Source organism: Halocynthiibacter styelae, from assembly GCF_016123485.1.
Lineage (GTDB): Bacteria > Pseudomonadota > Alphaproteobacteria > Rhodobacterales > Rhodobacteraceae > Halocynthiibacter > Halocynthiibacter styelae.
In genome coordinates, this window is the sequence record NZ_JADCKQ010000020.1 from 1 (window position 1) to 14120 (window position 14120).

Genomic DNA, 14120 nt, shown 5'->3' on the forward strand with positions numbered 1-14120 from the left:
GCCTCGGCTATAACTTCGGCCGCTTCTCTGATGACCTCGCAGACATCACACAGGACGACAAAGGCGCATTCATTAACATAATCGCCAAGTTCTGAACAAAAAACTCCCCCGGGGATTATACCGGGGGAGAATAGAGCTGAGTACCACCAGTTTGATGAGCTTGCCAACGTAGGCAGAGATGTGAAGTTTGGTGTGGTTGTATTGCAATTTCATGTTCCTTTATTGATGGAAAGGAAATGGAAACGTCGCAGTTTGGACCGAAAGATTCAGGTGAACTTTTTCTGCACCGATGCAGGTAAGGCGGCACTTTGACCAGTACACCTACAGATGTATTTTTTGCTTCCAATTGATCAGAATCTCTGCGCATGCGACAAGAAAATAAGATTAAGTAGGGGTGGTAAATATTTGAAAATTATCGTAAAAATTAAATTTGAAAGTGATGGGGGATTGGAGCGTTTATCAGGAAGTTGGTTTCGCCGTTCACTCGGCCTTCGAGATGCGGAAAACTGCGGCAATACCGGTTTTTCACATCCCTGCGCCAAAGGGCATATGTAAGCGCATCATACCGAGTAACTTCGGCAGGGTGCTCGACAGCTTCAAATTTCTCGCCGGCAAAATAATCGACACATTTCAGGGGCTGTGGTTCGCGTAACGCTGACTTTTTTCGAGAAACTTTGTGAACTGTCCGACCGTGATTAAACCTGTGAAACACAAACTGTCATTGCCATTTCCCGTGTTCTCACAGCCCGCTCTGCGGGGGAAGCGCAGTGACTTGCAGTTCTCTGGTCAAATATGACGGGCTTTCGGGCTTACATGACAGTAGCAAGCCTTTGACGATCTACATGACCCTTCCTTTCCCGAAGAATTTCTATGCAAGCGCCTGAGGGAAGATTCCGGTGCAGGGCACGTCCCGCAAGATAAGTTTTTGGTTTTTTATGTGGCGTGCGATGAGTTGTTTTTGCTCGCGGCCTGACGGCAATGGCCGGGCTGGTGCGGGTGGGGCCGTCTGGCTTTTCAGTTCCGGGAAAAGGTGAAGATTTCGTCACGCGCCTCTGGTGCAATCGATTTCAGGGCTTCGGTTCCTGTGTAAAGGCTTTCGCTGGGGGCGCTTTCCGCAAAGATGACTTCATGTTTGTCGAACAGAAGGTGGATATATTCTACCTCCTCAACACAGTCGTCCACAAAAATACCAGGAAGGCCTGTCAGTTTGATTGCTGCGACAAGCACGGAGTCCTGGTTGAACATGCGTTGGGTAATCTTAGAGGACACCAGCATGCGATGCTGCCGCGATACAAGAAGATCACGAACGGAACGGTTGTTCCCCAGGGCACCCGCCATGATCCGGACAGGGCGCAGTTTGGGGTCGTCAAGAAGTTCTGCCTGAGTGACTTTGCGGTGGTCAATCCAGCGCAGTTTTGCGGTACTTCCGGACGTATTTACAATGTCATCCACGGCAAGATCTTGAATCGCAACCTCTCCGTCAGGGGTTCTAATTCGGGTATCTGATGTGAAACAAACAATGCCGGTCTGCTCAAGAAGCGAAGATGCAGAGATCCCGTTGAGAGAGGAAAGCCCGGTGATCGCCCCCCTGGCCAATGCAGTGTTATCGGAATAATCGCTGTCGTCGGACTGGTTTAAGATCCCGTCATCTGCAAGGTCGGATTCGAACTCTGCCTGGTTGGTATAAAAGGGGGCAAGGTTGATGAAATCATTGTTGCTGTTGTCACCGTCATCCGCATTGGTTGAATCCGCACCAAAGTCGGTGATTGTGTCGATGCCATCACCTGCGTTGTAGATGAACGTATCGTCGCCATCGCCCCCGGTGATCGTGTCATCACCTGCGTTGCCCTCAATCGTATCGCTCCCAAGCCCGCCATCGATTGTGTCGTCGCCATCCCGACCGGAAATTGTATCTGCGCCACCGGCCCCTTCAAGGATGTTGTCCCCGGACGTACCATTGATTGTATCATTGCCGGCACTGCCAATTGCATTCTCGAAATTGGCAACCGTTTCCGTCGCACCTGCATTGCCATTTAGCAGGGCAGTTTCGGCTTCCAGATCCAGTTCGACAAATTCACTGGAGCTTCCAAACGAGGTTTCATAGGAAACCGTATCGATCCCGGTGCCACCATCCAGATTGTCTGTTCCAAAACCGCCATCAATCGTGTCATTGCCGGATCCGCCGTCAACAGTATCCGTGCCGACGCTGGCGTTGATTGTGTCATCGCCCCTGTTCCCATGAATGATATCATTGGGACCATCTGCGCCGTCGATAATGTCGCCGCCATTGTCGGTAGCCTGACCAGAGTCATCATATCCAACGCCCATGACTTCGCCGGTATCTTCACCATCGACGATACCATCAGAGGGTGTTTCGCCTGTCAGATTAATATCATCATAGGACGATATTCCGAGTGCCCGAACACTCGTAAGGGGAATGCTATTTACCGAAACGGATGTCACGCCCTGATTGAATTGATTTTGCAAAGCATCTGGAATTGCAAGGAATGTATCGTCAGAGGTGGTTTGAAAAACGTTTAAGTTGAGATTATTTGTCGAACCATCTGCAAAAGTAACCGTGGTTGTCACAGCCTGAATTGCATCCACAGTCGCAGAACCATTTCTTGAGCCAGCATCATATTGTATTTGAGACGAACCCAGACCTGATGGATTGTGATCTGTTGTTAAAAGAATTGCTGAAGCACTGGGAATGTCGATTGTGCTCACGTCGCTCGATAGTGGGCTGCCTGAACTGCCTACAAGTGCCGAGGAATTTTCATTGGGTCCAGTCGAAGTCCCCTCAATAGGATCGATGATTGGCAGATTGCCAAGAAAGAAAACTTGAATATTCACCATTTTGATCCCTCATATTTTTCTTCGCGACCTACCTTCGGGCTGAACAGAATCGTGCAAAGTTCGAAGGTAATCCAATCAGGCGATTGTGCTGTTTCACAGGTTTCTTAAAACGTGCATTTAGAAACCCTGCTCACGAGGTTTAAATTTATGTGAGAAGGGTGTTTAAAATAACGTTGCAAATTTGGATTTCAATTGAGGCTTGAGTTTAAATATCCTTTTAAGATCAGCGCCATGAAGGTGATTTACAGAATTGTTGTTATTGAAACGATTTCCTGTAGTTTGTGTCCATCGCAGTGCTTTGGGGCACGAGCTATTGGCTTCGATATTCAGTATCCTGGTAGGTAGCAGGCCGCATTTTGAAGCGGTAATATTCAATATTAAATCTCTCATAATGGGAAGGTGAGATGTTGAATTTAAACTTACGTCATTTACGTTGCTTTATCGAAGTCATGGTCACCGGTTCCATGATATCCGCAGCCGACAACCTTGGACGGACACAACCTTCAATTAGCCGTGCAATTAAGGAACTTGAAAATCAACTTCAAAAAGAGTTGTTTATTTCTGTCCAGGGACACCTGCGCCCAACCAGTCATTCAATATCTCTGCTACCCAAAGCGCAATCTATTTTAAAATCGTTCGAAGTCTTCTGGGACGACGCGAAAAATGACAAATCTGAAGAAACTGAAAAGACTAAGATCGCTGGAATGCCAGCGTTTACGGCTTCTTTTTTGCCGCATTTGGTATCGATCTATTCAGATAAGTACAGGGAAACTGCTTTCGATATATCCACACTTCACTGGCAGAACATAGTGGAAACTATGGCAACCGGGCAATATCATTATGGGTTTTCAGAAGCCGCCGCTGACACGTCTTTTGTAAACAGTACCAATTTTGAACTGCCAACTTTGATTGCCCTTGCAAAAGATGATCCGCTTGCAACTGAAGATGTGATCATTCCAAGGCAACTGCAAATGCGTAAGATCGTTTTACAACCCAGACGGCATCTGCATGGACAGCTGATACATGAAGCTCTGCGAAGCAGTGGGGAGGGTATTGAAATTGCTTCCGAAGTCACAACGTATCAGTCCGCATTGCCGTTTGTGCGCGCGGGAAAAATCTGTGCATGTTGTGACGCAATGACAGTACAGGGATATCTTTTGAATAACGCACAGCAGAACAATCTGATCTTCAAAAAATTCATTCCGGAAATTTATTTACCGTCATTATTCATGCGCACAAAAGGGGCTTCTCTCTCTGAGCCTGCAGAATATTTTATTGAATATGTACTTTCGTGCATTAAAGCGATCATTTCCAATCCGACTGAAAAGCTGGATTGTCAGAGATATCTGACAACGCAAGTATAATGTGACGAAAACCGACACTTAGGTATCTCAAAATTTGTGGCTTTTGACCATCTAATTAGGGTGTATCCCGGCCCAACAGGGCAGGGTGCATGTGGCCTGGTCGATATTCATACATGTTTTTCAAGCTTTTCCAATTCATGTGAAAGGCGTTCTGCGAATTCCGCTGCAAGGACGGATGCAGGGCGGTGGGCTGGTTGTAGGATGGATACTTCAAGAAACACACCTGGTTGGAAGGGACGGAAAACGACAGGACGGGGTTCGGGTGCGAGACGGGCGTAGCCGGCGGCAGAGATCGGATCGCAAATGCAATAGCACAAAGACCGTTCAACCATCATGAGCGCCGGCTGAAATGTTCTTAGCTCAAAACGATGTACAAATTTTGCCCTTTGTTTTGCAAAGGCCGCCCGTGTGGCAATCAGATTGGGGTGCCCACCTTGCAGGGCCGCCATGGGTTTTCCGTTCAGGTCCCTTGCTTCGATACACTCCTTTTGTGCAAGGGGATCATGCCGGGGAATGGCGCAGAGACATTTAAGCTTAAAGTCGCGTGTCTGTATCCCGGGATTGGCGGCAGAGGTTTCAGCCAGGCCGATGTCATATTGTTGCGAGGCCACCCATTCCGTCACCACAGATGAGGCGCGCATCATCAAAGACGCGTCCACCTGGGGACGCCCCTGAAGGAAATCCCCAAGCAGTTGTGGCATCAGCATATCAGCGGCGGCTGGCATACATGCGATGTTCAGGCGCCCTTTGGTCAGGTTACCAATTTCATGCATCGTTCGGGTCGAAAGGGCGAGGCGATCAAGGATGGCTTCTGCGTCGTTTAAAAAGAACTGCGCTTCGGGGGTAGGGACCATCCGGCCTTTTTGGCGGCGAAATAACGTCAGCCCCAGTTCGCTTTCCAGGTTGGCGATCAGAGCGCTGACAGCAGGTTGTGTTCTGTTAAGGATTCGCGCGGCATCAGACGCAGAACCACTGCGCATGACCTCTCTGAAGGCTTGGAGTTGGCGAAAGCTGATGTTGTTAAGCATTGTTTTACCACATTTTTTTGCCAGACTATAAGGTAACCTTATTTCATAATCAATTTAATTGCTTTGACCCTTTACCCCACTGTCGCCATGCTTTCCGGCAACTTGGGCCGCATCAATTGCGGTGGGGGAGGGAAAAATGGATCGGATAGCCAGTGTCATTCTGACGGTGTTGATCTGCGTGGTTGCGTTGGGTCAATTTGTTCAGGTGATCACCAGATATGTCTTGGAAATACCGGTCATGGGATTGGAAGAGAGCCTGCTCTATCCAACGATGTGGCTGTATATGTTGGGGGCGGTGAATGCCTCGCGGGAGAACACGCACATCAGCGCAAATGTGCTTGAGATCTTCCTAAGCACCGAAAAACAGCAGCAGTTTTTGGCGGTCATCAGTCACACGATCAGCATCGTGATTGGCCTGTGGCTGACCAGCTGGGCCTGGGATTTCACGCAATATTCCATCCGTGTCTGGCGCGAAAGCCCAACCCTGTACCTGCCGACATTCTATGTCGATATCTCGTTGATGGTCGGCTTGGTTTTGATGATGATCTTCACCGCCTGGCATCTTTTGATCAGCCTGCGCACCTTAATCACCCCATCTTCGGAGACCCAAAATGGTTGAAATTGCACTTCTTGCGGTTGCGGTTCTCGTGATCCTTCTGACTTTGGGCGTGCCACTGCCTTACTGTTTTGGTGGCGGGTTGATGGTGATGTATTTCCTTGGTGATGTTGTCATGAAGGGCAATATGCTTTGGGGGGTTCAGCAGCTTGGTAACCCTGTTTTGCTGGCGATTCCGTTGTTTGTGCTGGCGGGGACGATCATGTCTGTGTCGGGCATTGCGGCGGCTTTGCTGAACTTCGTGAACATCTTTATCGGCCATTTGCGCGGCGGTTTGGGCGTGGTTGCGACCGTGTCTTGTGCGCTGATCGGTGCGATTTCAGGTTCAGGCCTGACGGGTGTTGCAGCAATTGGTCCCCTGTTGATCCCAGAGATGGAAAAGCAAGGGTATCCGCGCGCATATGCAACAGCCTTGATCGCGAACGCATCCCTTCTGGGCCTGTTGATCCCGCCATCCGTAACGATGATTGTTTACGGCTGGGTGACAGATACTTCCATCCTTGCCTGTTTCCTCGCGACACTTGGGCCAGGCCTGTTGATCATGACCAGCTTTTCCATTGTGAACATTCGCATGGCACGTAAATTTCCGCTGAAGCTGGACGAACCTTTGAAAGGCAAAGCATTCGTTGCCGAAGCCACGTCTCGCGGCTTCAAAGCGACGCCGGCCTTGTTGATGCCTGTGATCATTCTGGGCGGGATTTACGGCGGCATCATGACCCCAACAGAGGCGGCGGCCGTGGCGGTGATCTACGCGATCCCGGTTGGGTTCCTGATCTACAAAGGTCTGAATGTTTCGACCTTCTTTGGCGCAGGGCGTGAGGCGGCGACATCTGTGGGCGCGATCATGTTGATGATCCTGTTTTCCATGATCCTGAGCCAAATGTTCGTATTGGAAAGCGTGCCGCAAGCCCTGGTTGAAGCGATCTTTTCGATCACAGAAAACAAGATTTTACTGCTGATCTTGATCAACATCCTGTTGTTCCTGGTGGGCATGGTTGTGAACGATGTGACCGCGATTATCCTGATTGCACCGCTGCTTTTGCCCTTGATGCAAGCCATCGGCATCAGCCCGATCCAATTCGCAGCGATCATGGGCGTGAACACCGCAATGGGCGGGGTGACCCCACCCTATGCATCGATCCTATATCTCGGCGCGCGCATTGGTCAGGTGCCAGTCACCCAGGTCATTCGTCCTGCTATGACACTGATTTTGTTGGGCTATCTGCCGGTCGTGTTTTTGACCAGTTTCTGGCCTGACCTGTCGCTCGGGTTGCCGCGTTTCTTTGGCTACTGAGCAAATCCAATCACCATCATCATCCCAGGAGGAGAATAAAATGATGAATTACCTTAAGTCCACATGTCTGGCTGCGGCCGTATTGGTCACCGCTGGCGTTGCAACCGCTGACACGCTGAAAGTCAGCCACATCCGCCCACAAGGCGCGACCATCGACAATGAACTGCGTGCGTTTGCGCAAAACCTGTCCGCCGCGACGGATGGCTCACTTGAACTGAACCTGTTCCCAGCCTCTGCTTTGGGCGATTACACCTCTGTTCAGGAACGCATTTCTGTTGGCGCGATCGACATGGCTGTGCAACCTGCGGCGACCGCTGTTGACCGTCGTATGCAGATTTCTGCTTTCCCATATGTTGCGGCAAGCTGGGCCGAAGCACAGGCGATCTACGGCCCAGGTGGCGCAATCCACGCGGCGATGAAAGACCTTTATGCTGAGCAAGACATCACCATGTTGGCGGCATATCCCGTGTATTTCGGTGGCGTTGCCCTGAACACTGATGCGGTAAATCCAGGTGACCCAACTGCCGCCAAGGGTATCAAAGTACGCGTTCCTGGCATCAAAAGCTTCCAGCTGACCGCAGATGCTTTGGGTTACATCAGCTCCCCCATCCCGTTCTCAGAAGCGTTCACTGCCGTTCAAACCGGTGTTGTTGATGGCGTTGTTGGGTCCGGTGCCGAAGGGTATTACGCATCTTTCCGTGATGTGACTACGACTTATGTGCCTGTAAACACACACTTTGAAGTATGGTACATGATCATCAATTCTGAATCTCTGGCAGACCTGAGCGACACAGATCGCGCAGCTTTGGAAGCGGCGGCGCTTGAATTTGAAGCGACACGTTGGGAAACCGCAGAAGCAGATCAGGGCGCGTTTGAACAGCGTTTGGCAGACAATGGCGCAACGATTGTTGCCCTCAGCGACGAAGAACTTGCAACTACCGCTGCACATGTACGTGAATTGGTTTGGCCAGAAGTCCTGAACGATGTTGGCCAAGAATGGGGTCAAGCGATCCTTGATCAAATCGGTAACTAAGGCAATCGTTTGGGGGAGACACCTGTTTCCCCCATTCAACCCGAAAGGAGGCACCAATGTTCAGATCTCTTAAAACCGACACCGATCCACAGGTCAGCGTGACCGTGAATGGACAGGTGGTAGAGGTGCCACTGGGGCAAACTGTATGGTCGGCTTTGGCCTTATCCGGGCAAACATCCACTCGTAAAGCCGCCCTAAGTGGACAAGATCGCAGCGCTTATTGTGCGATGGGTGTTTGTTTTGAATGCCTTGTGGAAATTGATGGCCAATCCAATCAGCAAGCGTGTTTGCGTCAAGTGGCGGATGGTATGCATATTTCCACCCAAGTCATTACTGAGAATACGAAAGCAGATCTGTAATGGTGTATGATTGCGTGATCGCGGGCGCAGGCCCTGCTGGTATGTCTGCCGCATTGATGTTGGATAAATTTGGCGTTACCCTCTTGGTTCTGGATCGCGGTCTACGGGCAGGTGGGCAGATTTATCGTGCTGCGGCCCAATCTCCGCTGCCAGACGTCAGTGTTCTTGGGCCGGATTACACGGCAGGCGCGGATTTGATCACCGCATATGAGAAATGTAAGGCCGAACATATCGCGGGCGCAGATGTCTGGCATATCGGCCAAGATGGCGAAGTGATGTTTTCGCAAGATGGTGAAACCTGCCAAGCCCAAGCGCGTGAATTTCTGCTGTGCCCAGGTGCCATGGAACGCCCCATGCCGATCCCGGGTTGGACCTTGCCCGGCGTGATGACAGCTGGTGCGGCGCAGGTCATGTTGAAATCCGATGCAATGGTGGCTGAGGGTGCGGTTTTTGCCGGGTCTGGGCCGTTGTTATACCTGATCGTCGCGCAATATTTGCGTCTTGGCGTGAAGGTGCGTGCCTTGGTCGACACGACGCCGCGCGAAAATTATAGGCAAGCCGCCCCGCTGATCGCGGGCGCTTTGGCGGCACCTTCCATGTTGAAAAAAGGCCTCTCGCTGCTGAATGAAATTCGCCGCGCGGGCGTGCCCGTTTACCGCAATATCAGCCAGCTTGAGGTGATCGGGGAAACCCGCGCTGAAGGCTTGCGGATCCAAACGCCCAGGGGAGCTGTGGAGCTGGAAGCAGACACCGTATTTCTGCATCACGGCGTTATGCCAAATGCAAATATGACCCGCGCTTTGGGGTTGGAACACATCTGGAATGAAGAACAGCTGACCTGGCATGTGAAACGTGACGATTTTGGACAATCATCATCTATGTCGCATGTGTCTGTGGCTGGTGACGGGGCTGGAATTACGGGTGCTGATGGCGCGCGGTGTGAAGGGCGATTGACCGCTTTGGGCATCCTCGCGCGCCTTGGGCGTATCTCTGAGAAAGAGCGTGATCAATTGGCCGCACCCGATTTGAATACGCTTCGCAAACTCGCCAAATTCCGGAGATTTATTGATCGCCTATACCGTCCGTTAAAATCTTTGCGCGTTCCCCAGGTTGAGAACACCTTGGTCTGTCGTTGCGAAGAACGCAGTCTTGCAGATTTACGCAACGGTTTTGAAACCGGTGCGAAAGATCCAAATGCCCTTAAGAGTTTGACACGTTGCGGTATGGGGCCGTGTCAGGGGCGGCAATGTGGCCCGATGGTCAGCCAACTGTTAAGCGATTGGCGCCAAGAGCCAATAGAAGACGTCGGTTATTACCGTCTGCGCAGCCCACAACGTCTGCTCAGCCTTGAAGAATTTAGCCGTTTCAAGACCGTCACCCCAGGTAAGGAGCGCGTCAAATGAAAACAGATGTTTTGATCATTGGCGGCGGTATCCAAGGCTGCGCGATTGCCTATAACCTTGCGAAACAAGGCGTATCCGTGATCTTATTAGAAAAGGATTACATTGCGCGTCACGCATCAGGTGTGAATGCTGGTGGCGTGCGTTTGCTGGGTCGGGGAATGGCAGAAGTCGCTTTGTCCAAAGCCTCAATGCAGATGTGGCCTGGCCTTGATGATGAACTGCAAGGCGACACCGGGTTTCGCGCAACTGGCCTGATCAACATTGCCGTGGACGAAGCTGATTTGGAAACCATGCGCGCACGTGAAACCAATATGCACGCCGCCGGATACCACCATGAACGCATTATTGATCGCGACGAATTGCGCGAACGTCTGCCCCATGTGAACGACAAATGTGTTGGTGGAGTGATGTCCGATATTGATGGCCATGCAATCCCTTACAAATCGACCAATGCCTTTCGTTTTGCCGCCGAAGCCCGTGGTGCGCAGATCTTAGAGGGGACTGAGTTAACCCATCTGCGGCAATTCGGTGACCACTGGCTTGCCGATAGTAGCGCGGGCAGGATTGAAGCGGGAAAAGTCGTGAATTGTGGCGGGGCCTGGGCGGATCGAATTGCGCTGATGATCGGGGATAATGTGCCTCTGTCTCATGCCGCGCCGATGTTGATGATCACGGCGCGGATGCCGCATTTTGCCGGCCCGGTGGTTGGGGGTGTTAGTCGGCAGCTCAGCTTCAAACAGTTTGAAAACGGTACAGTTCTGATCGGGGGCGGAGCCAAAGGTTTTGCCGATCGTGCCAACAATCGCACGGATCTTGACTATGCGAAACTTGCACAGGCGTCACGTATCTCAATTGAGTTTTTTCCGATTATGGCCGGGGCTTCTGTCAATCGTATGTGGGCCGGGCTGGAGGCCTATATGCCCGATAATCTGCCTGTAATTGGCCCTGCGGTGAATGCGCAAAACGCTTATCACGCCTTTGGGTTTTCTGCCCACGGTTTCCAGATGGGTCCGGTTGTTGGCAAGGTTATGGCTGATCTGGTACTGCACGGAAAATCCGACTTTGATCTCAACCCTCTACGTATCAATCGCTACGACCGTACCGTTCTTTAACAGGAGACATCCATGACAATCACCCGCATCGAAACCAACCAACGCATGAGCAAAATCGTAAAACACAACGGTGTCGCCTACCTTTGTGGCCAGACCTCAGGTGCTGAAACCGTGGCGGATCAAACCCGTGAATGCCTGGCCAAAGTCGATGCTTTGCTGGAACAAGCTGGCTCTGATAATACCCGCATCCTGCAATGTGTGATCTGGCTTGCAGATATGACAGATTTCGCAGAGATGAACGCCGTTTGGGATGCCTGGGTGCCAGAAGGTCACGCCCCGGCACGTGCCTGCGGTGAAGCAAAACTTGCACGTGAAGCCCTGAAGGTGGAGCTGTTGGTTACTGCTGCCTGTGATTAAACACACACCGGGATCTGAGCATAGTTTTTCAACTGCCCTGTTCATAACCAGCATTAAATCGTAAATTTTCAGCCTTCCCAATTAGGAAGGCTGTGAACTCTCTGGGCTGGTCTCATCACATAAGTATCAAAAATCAGGTCCATTCTGACCCTTGATCAACAGTATCATCCGTCCCCAAATCGAAGATCTAATGCTACTGCAATACACATATTGTAGAACTGGCAGGGTCAGAAATGGCTTGTCTTTGAATGCCATGATCGTTTAAATTTCGATGGCTTAAGCTATAGCTCATGTATTTTCATTCTTAGGCAGCTATAAGATTTCGATGGTGCCTTTCATATGCGGATGAAAGGCGCAAAAATAAGATGTTTCCATCCCAGCGGTGACGATAACTTCGGCGATCTCATCTTTGGCGATCTCCCCTGTATCCCAGCCGAACTGGTCGGCAGTGGCTGTGTGTGGGGCAAGGTCATGATTGGTCCAGCGGATCGTGTCTCCGACGTGAACCCGTAGATGCTGGGGCTCAAATTTGAACGTCAAAATGGCCACTTCATGCACAATGGGCACATCCGAACGCAGTGAAGTTGTCGTCAGGGCAGCTGCTGTTGCAGCCGCCCCACCGATCACCTGACGGCGTGAAAAACGACCACTGGTCACTGTAGTGCCTCAACCATCATTTCAGCATGTCCTTCATGCGCTTTGAAGATCTCCAGGCCCTGCTGAAACAGTGCTTTCACTTCGGCGTTGTCAATATTGGGGATCATGGTGTTTTCAACCAGATCATTAACCGCCTGGTGGTAAGCAAGCTCATTGGCGGCGTAAGCCATATCAAATTCCGCACCGCGCAGTTCAACAAAACCACTGATGATTTCTTCTGCATTTGCGTTCAGGGTCTGGCTGAAGGCATTGTCCTGTGCAGATGCACCCAACTTATCCAGCAGCCCCAAAGCCGCTTCGTTTACTGCGGTGTGATCGCGGATCATCGTGTTGGCAAAGGCGTGGATCTCTGGATTTGTAGATAAAGCCAGGGCCAGATGCGCATAACGAATGTCGATGTTGTCTGCGGTGTAGGCGATATGTGCATATTCAAGGTCGTTCATCGCAGCAACGTCCTGGGCGGACGCCTGAACACCTGTCATGGACAGGGTGATAGCAAGGGCAGAAATCAGTTTCTTCATTTGAGAACTCCAGATGTGTGGTTAACTGCACAAAGGGTAAGTCCATTCATTGCCAGCGATATATGCCTGTTCGTTCCAAATTTCATGCAGATCGTTCTAATATATGTACAGATGGACTGATTGCGGTATTGTGAGTGTATGCTTGATCTACTCAGTGACATCCTCACCAACCTGTCTATGCGCGGGACATTGTACTTTCGCACGTCTTTCACAAAACCCTGGGGCGTTGCCGTGCCCAGTTATGAAAATGTGGCACGGTTCCACTTCGCCCATCGTGGCAGCTGTTTGGTAAAAGTCGATGGCGTCTCAGATCCGATCACGCTTGCGCAGGGGGATCTGATCATCATTCCACATGGCGCATCTCATGATCTGTATTGTGGCCACGAACCCGAACACACCATTATGCCACTGGATGCCGTGTTGGAAAAATCCGGTTTTGATGGATCTGGCGTTCTGGTGTTCGGAGGGGATGAGCCGCAAAGTGAAACCCAGCTCATCTGTGGTCATTTTTCATTTAATCCGAAGTCCCGGCATATTTTGATGGAACGCCTTCCCCCGTTCATCCACCTGACGAATTATGGTGAAACTGCCGGACGCTGGATGGAGGCGACATTGCGCGTCATCGGTGAAGAAGCCGGCGGGCAAAAAATGGGCGGGGATCTGATTGCCCTTAAAATGTCAGAGGCGATTTTAGCACAGGCCATTCGTAGTTACATCGAAAGTGATGATGCACGCGACACTGCCCTAACCGCCTTTTCCGACAAGAACCTCAGCCGGGCCATTGATGCCTTCCACAAAGCCCCGGCAGAACGATGGACGGTTGAAACCCTTGCCCATGCGGCGGGAATGTCACGCACAGGTTTTGCTGTTCAGTTCCAGAAACTGATGCAGATGTCCCCGATGGAATACGTCACAACCTGGCGGATGGAAGTCGCAAAGAAGGTCTTGCTGCAGGCCGGGGCGTCATTAACCGATGCCGCCGAAAGTGCCGGCTATGCGTCAGATTCAGCGTTTACCCGAGCTTTCAAAAAAGAAACCGGGCAATCACCGGCCGAATTCAGGAAACTTGAAAGTACCGTTCATTCGCAATTCTGAACGATCTACATGATTTTGAAAACATCAGCGCATGGGATGGTTGGGGTTGACTGGTTGGATTTACTCTATCGACGCTGACAATCGGCGCAAACAGAGAAAGCCCAGTCATGTTTCCACGCTTCATTACCAAATCCATCCACGCCTAACGGCGTTCAAGAAGTCACGCTCACTCGCAGGGAAGAGCCCTCGCATCGGAGGGGAAGTGCGTTCGGAGTGAAAAAACAAAAAAATGGTTGGATTGATGGTTTGAATCCCGCTTTGGAATTCTGCGGCGCCAGTAGAAGCCGCTGCGGCGGTATTCAAGGTGGGGAAGCTTGGATGATGGTTTCATGCTCCGACTCTTTTCTCTCGTGTGACGAGTTTGTGACGAGCGGAGTGCACCAAAAGTGCCCAGAATCGAAAAAGACACCCGATTGGGTGCCTTT

Annotated in this window: 13 protein-coding genes; 9 read left to right on the top strand and 4 right to left on the bottom strand. The window is 51.0% G+C overall.

Going from position 1 to position 14120, the window contains the following annotated elements:
* Window positions 1-1014: 1014 nt before the first annotated feature.
* Complete coding sequence (locus tag H1D41_RS17400; RefSeq protein WP_228850123.1) at window positions 1015-2607, bottom strand: Hint domain-containing protein; 1593 nt, start codon at window positions 2605-2607, stop codon at window positions 1015-1017.
* 653 nt (window positions 2608-3260) lie between these two features.
* Here H1D41_RS17400 and H1D41_RS17405 point away from each other — a divergent pair.
* A complete protein-coding gene (locus H1D41_RS17405) occupies window positions 3261-4220 on the top strand; it encodes a LysR family transcriptional regulator (RefSeq protein ID WP_228850124.1) in 960 nt (319 codons plus the stop codon).
* A 107-nt stretch (window positions 4221-4327) separates the two neighbouring features.
* On the opposite strand, the gene H1D41_RS17410 is transcribed toward H1D41_RS17405, so the two are convergent.
* Window positions 4328-5248, bottom strand: coding sequence for a LysR substrate-binding domain-containing protein (locus H1D41_RS17410; RefSeq protein WP_228850125.1), 921 nt, complete (start codon window positions 5246-5248; stop codon window positions 4328-4330).
* Window positions 5249-5384: 136 nt separating this feature from the next.
* Here H1D41_RS17410 and H1D41_RS17415 point away from each other — a divergent pair, with 136 nt between their 5' ends.
* From H1D41_RS17415 to H1D41_RS17445, 7 genes are read left to right on the top strand one after another with little or no spacing between them, the layout of a single operon-like run.
* On the top strand, window positions 5385-5867 hold the full coding sequence (locus H1D41_RS17415; RefSeq protein ID WP_228850126.1) for a TRAP transporter small permease: 483 nt from the start codon (window positions 5385-5387) through the stop codon (window positions 5865-5867).
* The gene (locus tag H1D41_RS17420; protein ID WP_228850127.1) at window positions 5860-7158 is read left to right on the top strand and encodes a TRAP transporter large permease; all 1299 of its coding nucleotides are present in this window, start codon (window positions 5860-5862) and stop codon (window positions 7156-7158) included. The genes H1D41_RS17415 and H1D41_RS17420 overlap by 8 nt, the downstream gene beginning before the upstream one ends.
* Before the next feature lie 40 nt (window positions 7159-7198).
* A complete protein-coding gene (dctP, locus tag H1D41_RS17425; protein WP_228850128.1) occupies window positions 7199-8191 on the top strand; it encodes a TRAP transporter substrate-binding protein DctP in 993 nt (330 codons plus the stop codon).
* Between the two features lie 56 nt (window positions 8192-8247).
* Entirely contained in the window at window positions 8248-8550 is a 303-nt protein-coding gene (locus H1D41_RS17430; RefSeq protein ID WP_228850129.1) for a (2Fe-2S)-binding protein, read from the top strand.
* Window positions 8550-9953: an FAD/NAD(P)-dependent oxidoreductase gene (locus tag H1D41_RS17435; protein WP_228850130.1), complete on the top strand. Its 1404-nt coding sequence runs from the start codon at window positions 8550-8552 to the stop codon at window positions 9951-9953. The genes H1D41_RS17430 and H1D41_RS17435 overlap by 1 nt, the downstream gene beginning before the upstream one ends.
* Window positions 9950-11065: an NAD(P)/FAD-dependent oxidoreductase gene (locus tag H1D41_RS17440; RefSeq protein ID WP_228850131.1), complete on the top strand. Its 1116-nt coding sequence runs from the start codon at window positions 9950-9952 to the stop codon at window positions 11063-11065. Before H1D41_RS17435 ends, H1D41_RS17440 begins: the two co-directional genes overlap by 4 nt.
* A gap of 12 nt (window positions 11066-11077) precedes the next feature.
* Entirely contained in the window at window positions 11078-11422 is a 345-nt protein-coding gene (locus H1D41_RS17445) for a RidA family protein (protein ID WP_228850132.1), read from the top strand.
* A 312-nt stretch (window positions 11423-11734) separates the two neighbouring features.
* On the opposite strand, the gene H1D41_RS17450 is transcribed toward H1D41_RS17445, so the two are convergent.
* Together H1D41_RS17450 and H1D41_RS17455 are read right to left on the bottom strand one after the other, a co-directional pair.
* Entirely contained in the window at window positions 11735-12079 is a 345-nt protein-coding gene (locus tag H1D41_RS17450) for a plastocyanin/azurin family copper-binding protein (protein WP_228850133.1), read from the bottom strand.
* Window positions 12076-12600, bottom strand: a complete 525-nt coding sequence (locus tag H1D41_RS17455) for a DUF4142 domain-containing protein (RefSeq protein WP_228850134.1) — start codon at window positions 12598-12600, stop codon at window positions 12076-12078. Before H1D41_RS17455 ends, H1D41_RS17450 begins: the two co-directional genes overlap by 4 nt.
* Before the next feature lie 138 nt (window positions 12601-12738).
* Here H1D41_RS17455 and H1D41_RS17460 point away from each other — a divergent pair, with 138 nt between their 5' ends.
* On the top strand, window positions 12739-13695 hold the full coding sequence (locus H1D41_RS17460; protein WP_228850135.1) for an AraC family transcriptional regulator: 957 nt from the start codon (window positions 12739-12741) through the stop codon (window positions 13693-13695).
* The last annotated feature ends 425 nt before the right edge of the window (window positions 13696-14120 follow it).

Bases quoted from the DNA above. Each gene is read 5' to 3' on its own strand.
- H1D41_RS17405 (WP_228850124.1), top strand. From the start codon at position 3,261: ATGTTGAATTTAAACTTACGTCATTTACGTTGCTTTATCGAAGTCATG.
- H1D41_RS17410 (WP_228850125.1), bottom strand. From the start codon at position 5,248: ATGCTTAACAACATCAGCTTTCGCCAACTCCAAGCCTTCAGAGAGGTC.
- H1D41_RS17420 (WP_228850127.1), top strand. From the start codon at position 5,860: ATGGTTGAAATTGCACTTCTTGCGGTTGCGGTTCTCGTGATCCTTCTG.
- dctP (WP_228850128.1), top strand. From the start codon at position 7,199: ATGATGAATTACCTTAAGTCCACATGTCTGGCTGCGGCCGTATTGGTC.
- H1D41_RS17455 (WP_228850134.1), bottom strand. From the start codon at position 12,600: ATGAAGAAACTGATTTCTGCCCTTGCTATCACCCTGTCCATGACAGGT.
- H1D41_RS17430 (WP_228850129.1), top strand. From the start codon at position 8,248: ATGTTCAGATCTCTTAAAACCGACACCGATCCACAGGTCAGCGTGACC.
- H1D41_RS17460 (WP_228850135.1), top strand. From the start codon at position 12,739: ATGCTTGATCTACTCAGTGACATCCTCACCAACCTGTCTATGCGCGGG.
- H1D41_RS17435 (WP_228850130.1), top strand. From the start codon at position 8,550: ATGGTGTATGATTGCGTGATCGCGGGCGCAGGCCCTGCTGGTATGTCT.
- H1D41_RS17440 (WP_228850131.1), top strand. From the start codon at position 9,950: ATGAAAACAGATGTTTTGATCATTGGCGGCGGTATCCAAGGCTGCGCG.
- H1D41_RS17415 (WP_228850126.1), top strand. From the start codon at position 5,385: ATGGATCGGATAGCCAGTGTCATTCTGACGGTGTTGATCTGCGTGGTT.
- H1D41_RS17445 (WP_228850132.1), top strand. From the start codon at position 11,078: ATGACAATCACCCGCATCGAAACCAACCAACGCATGAGCAAAATCGTA.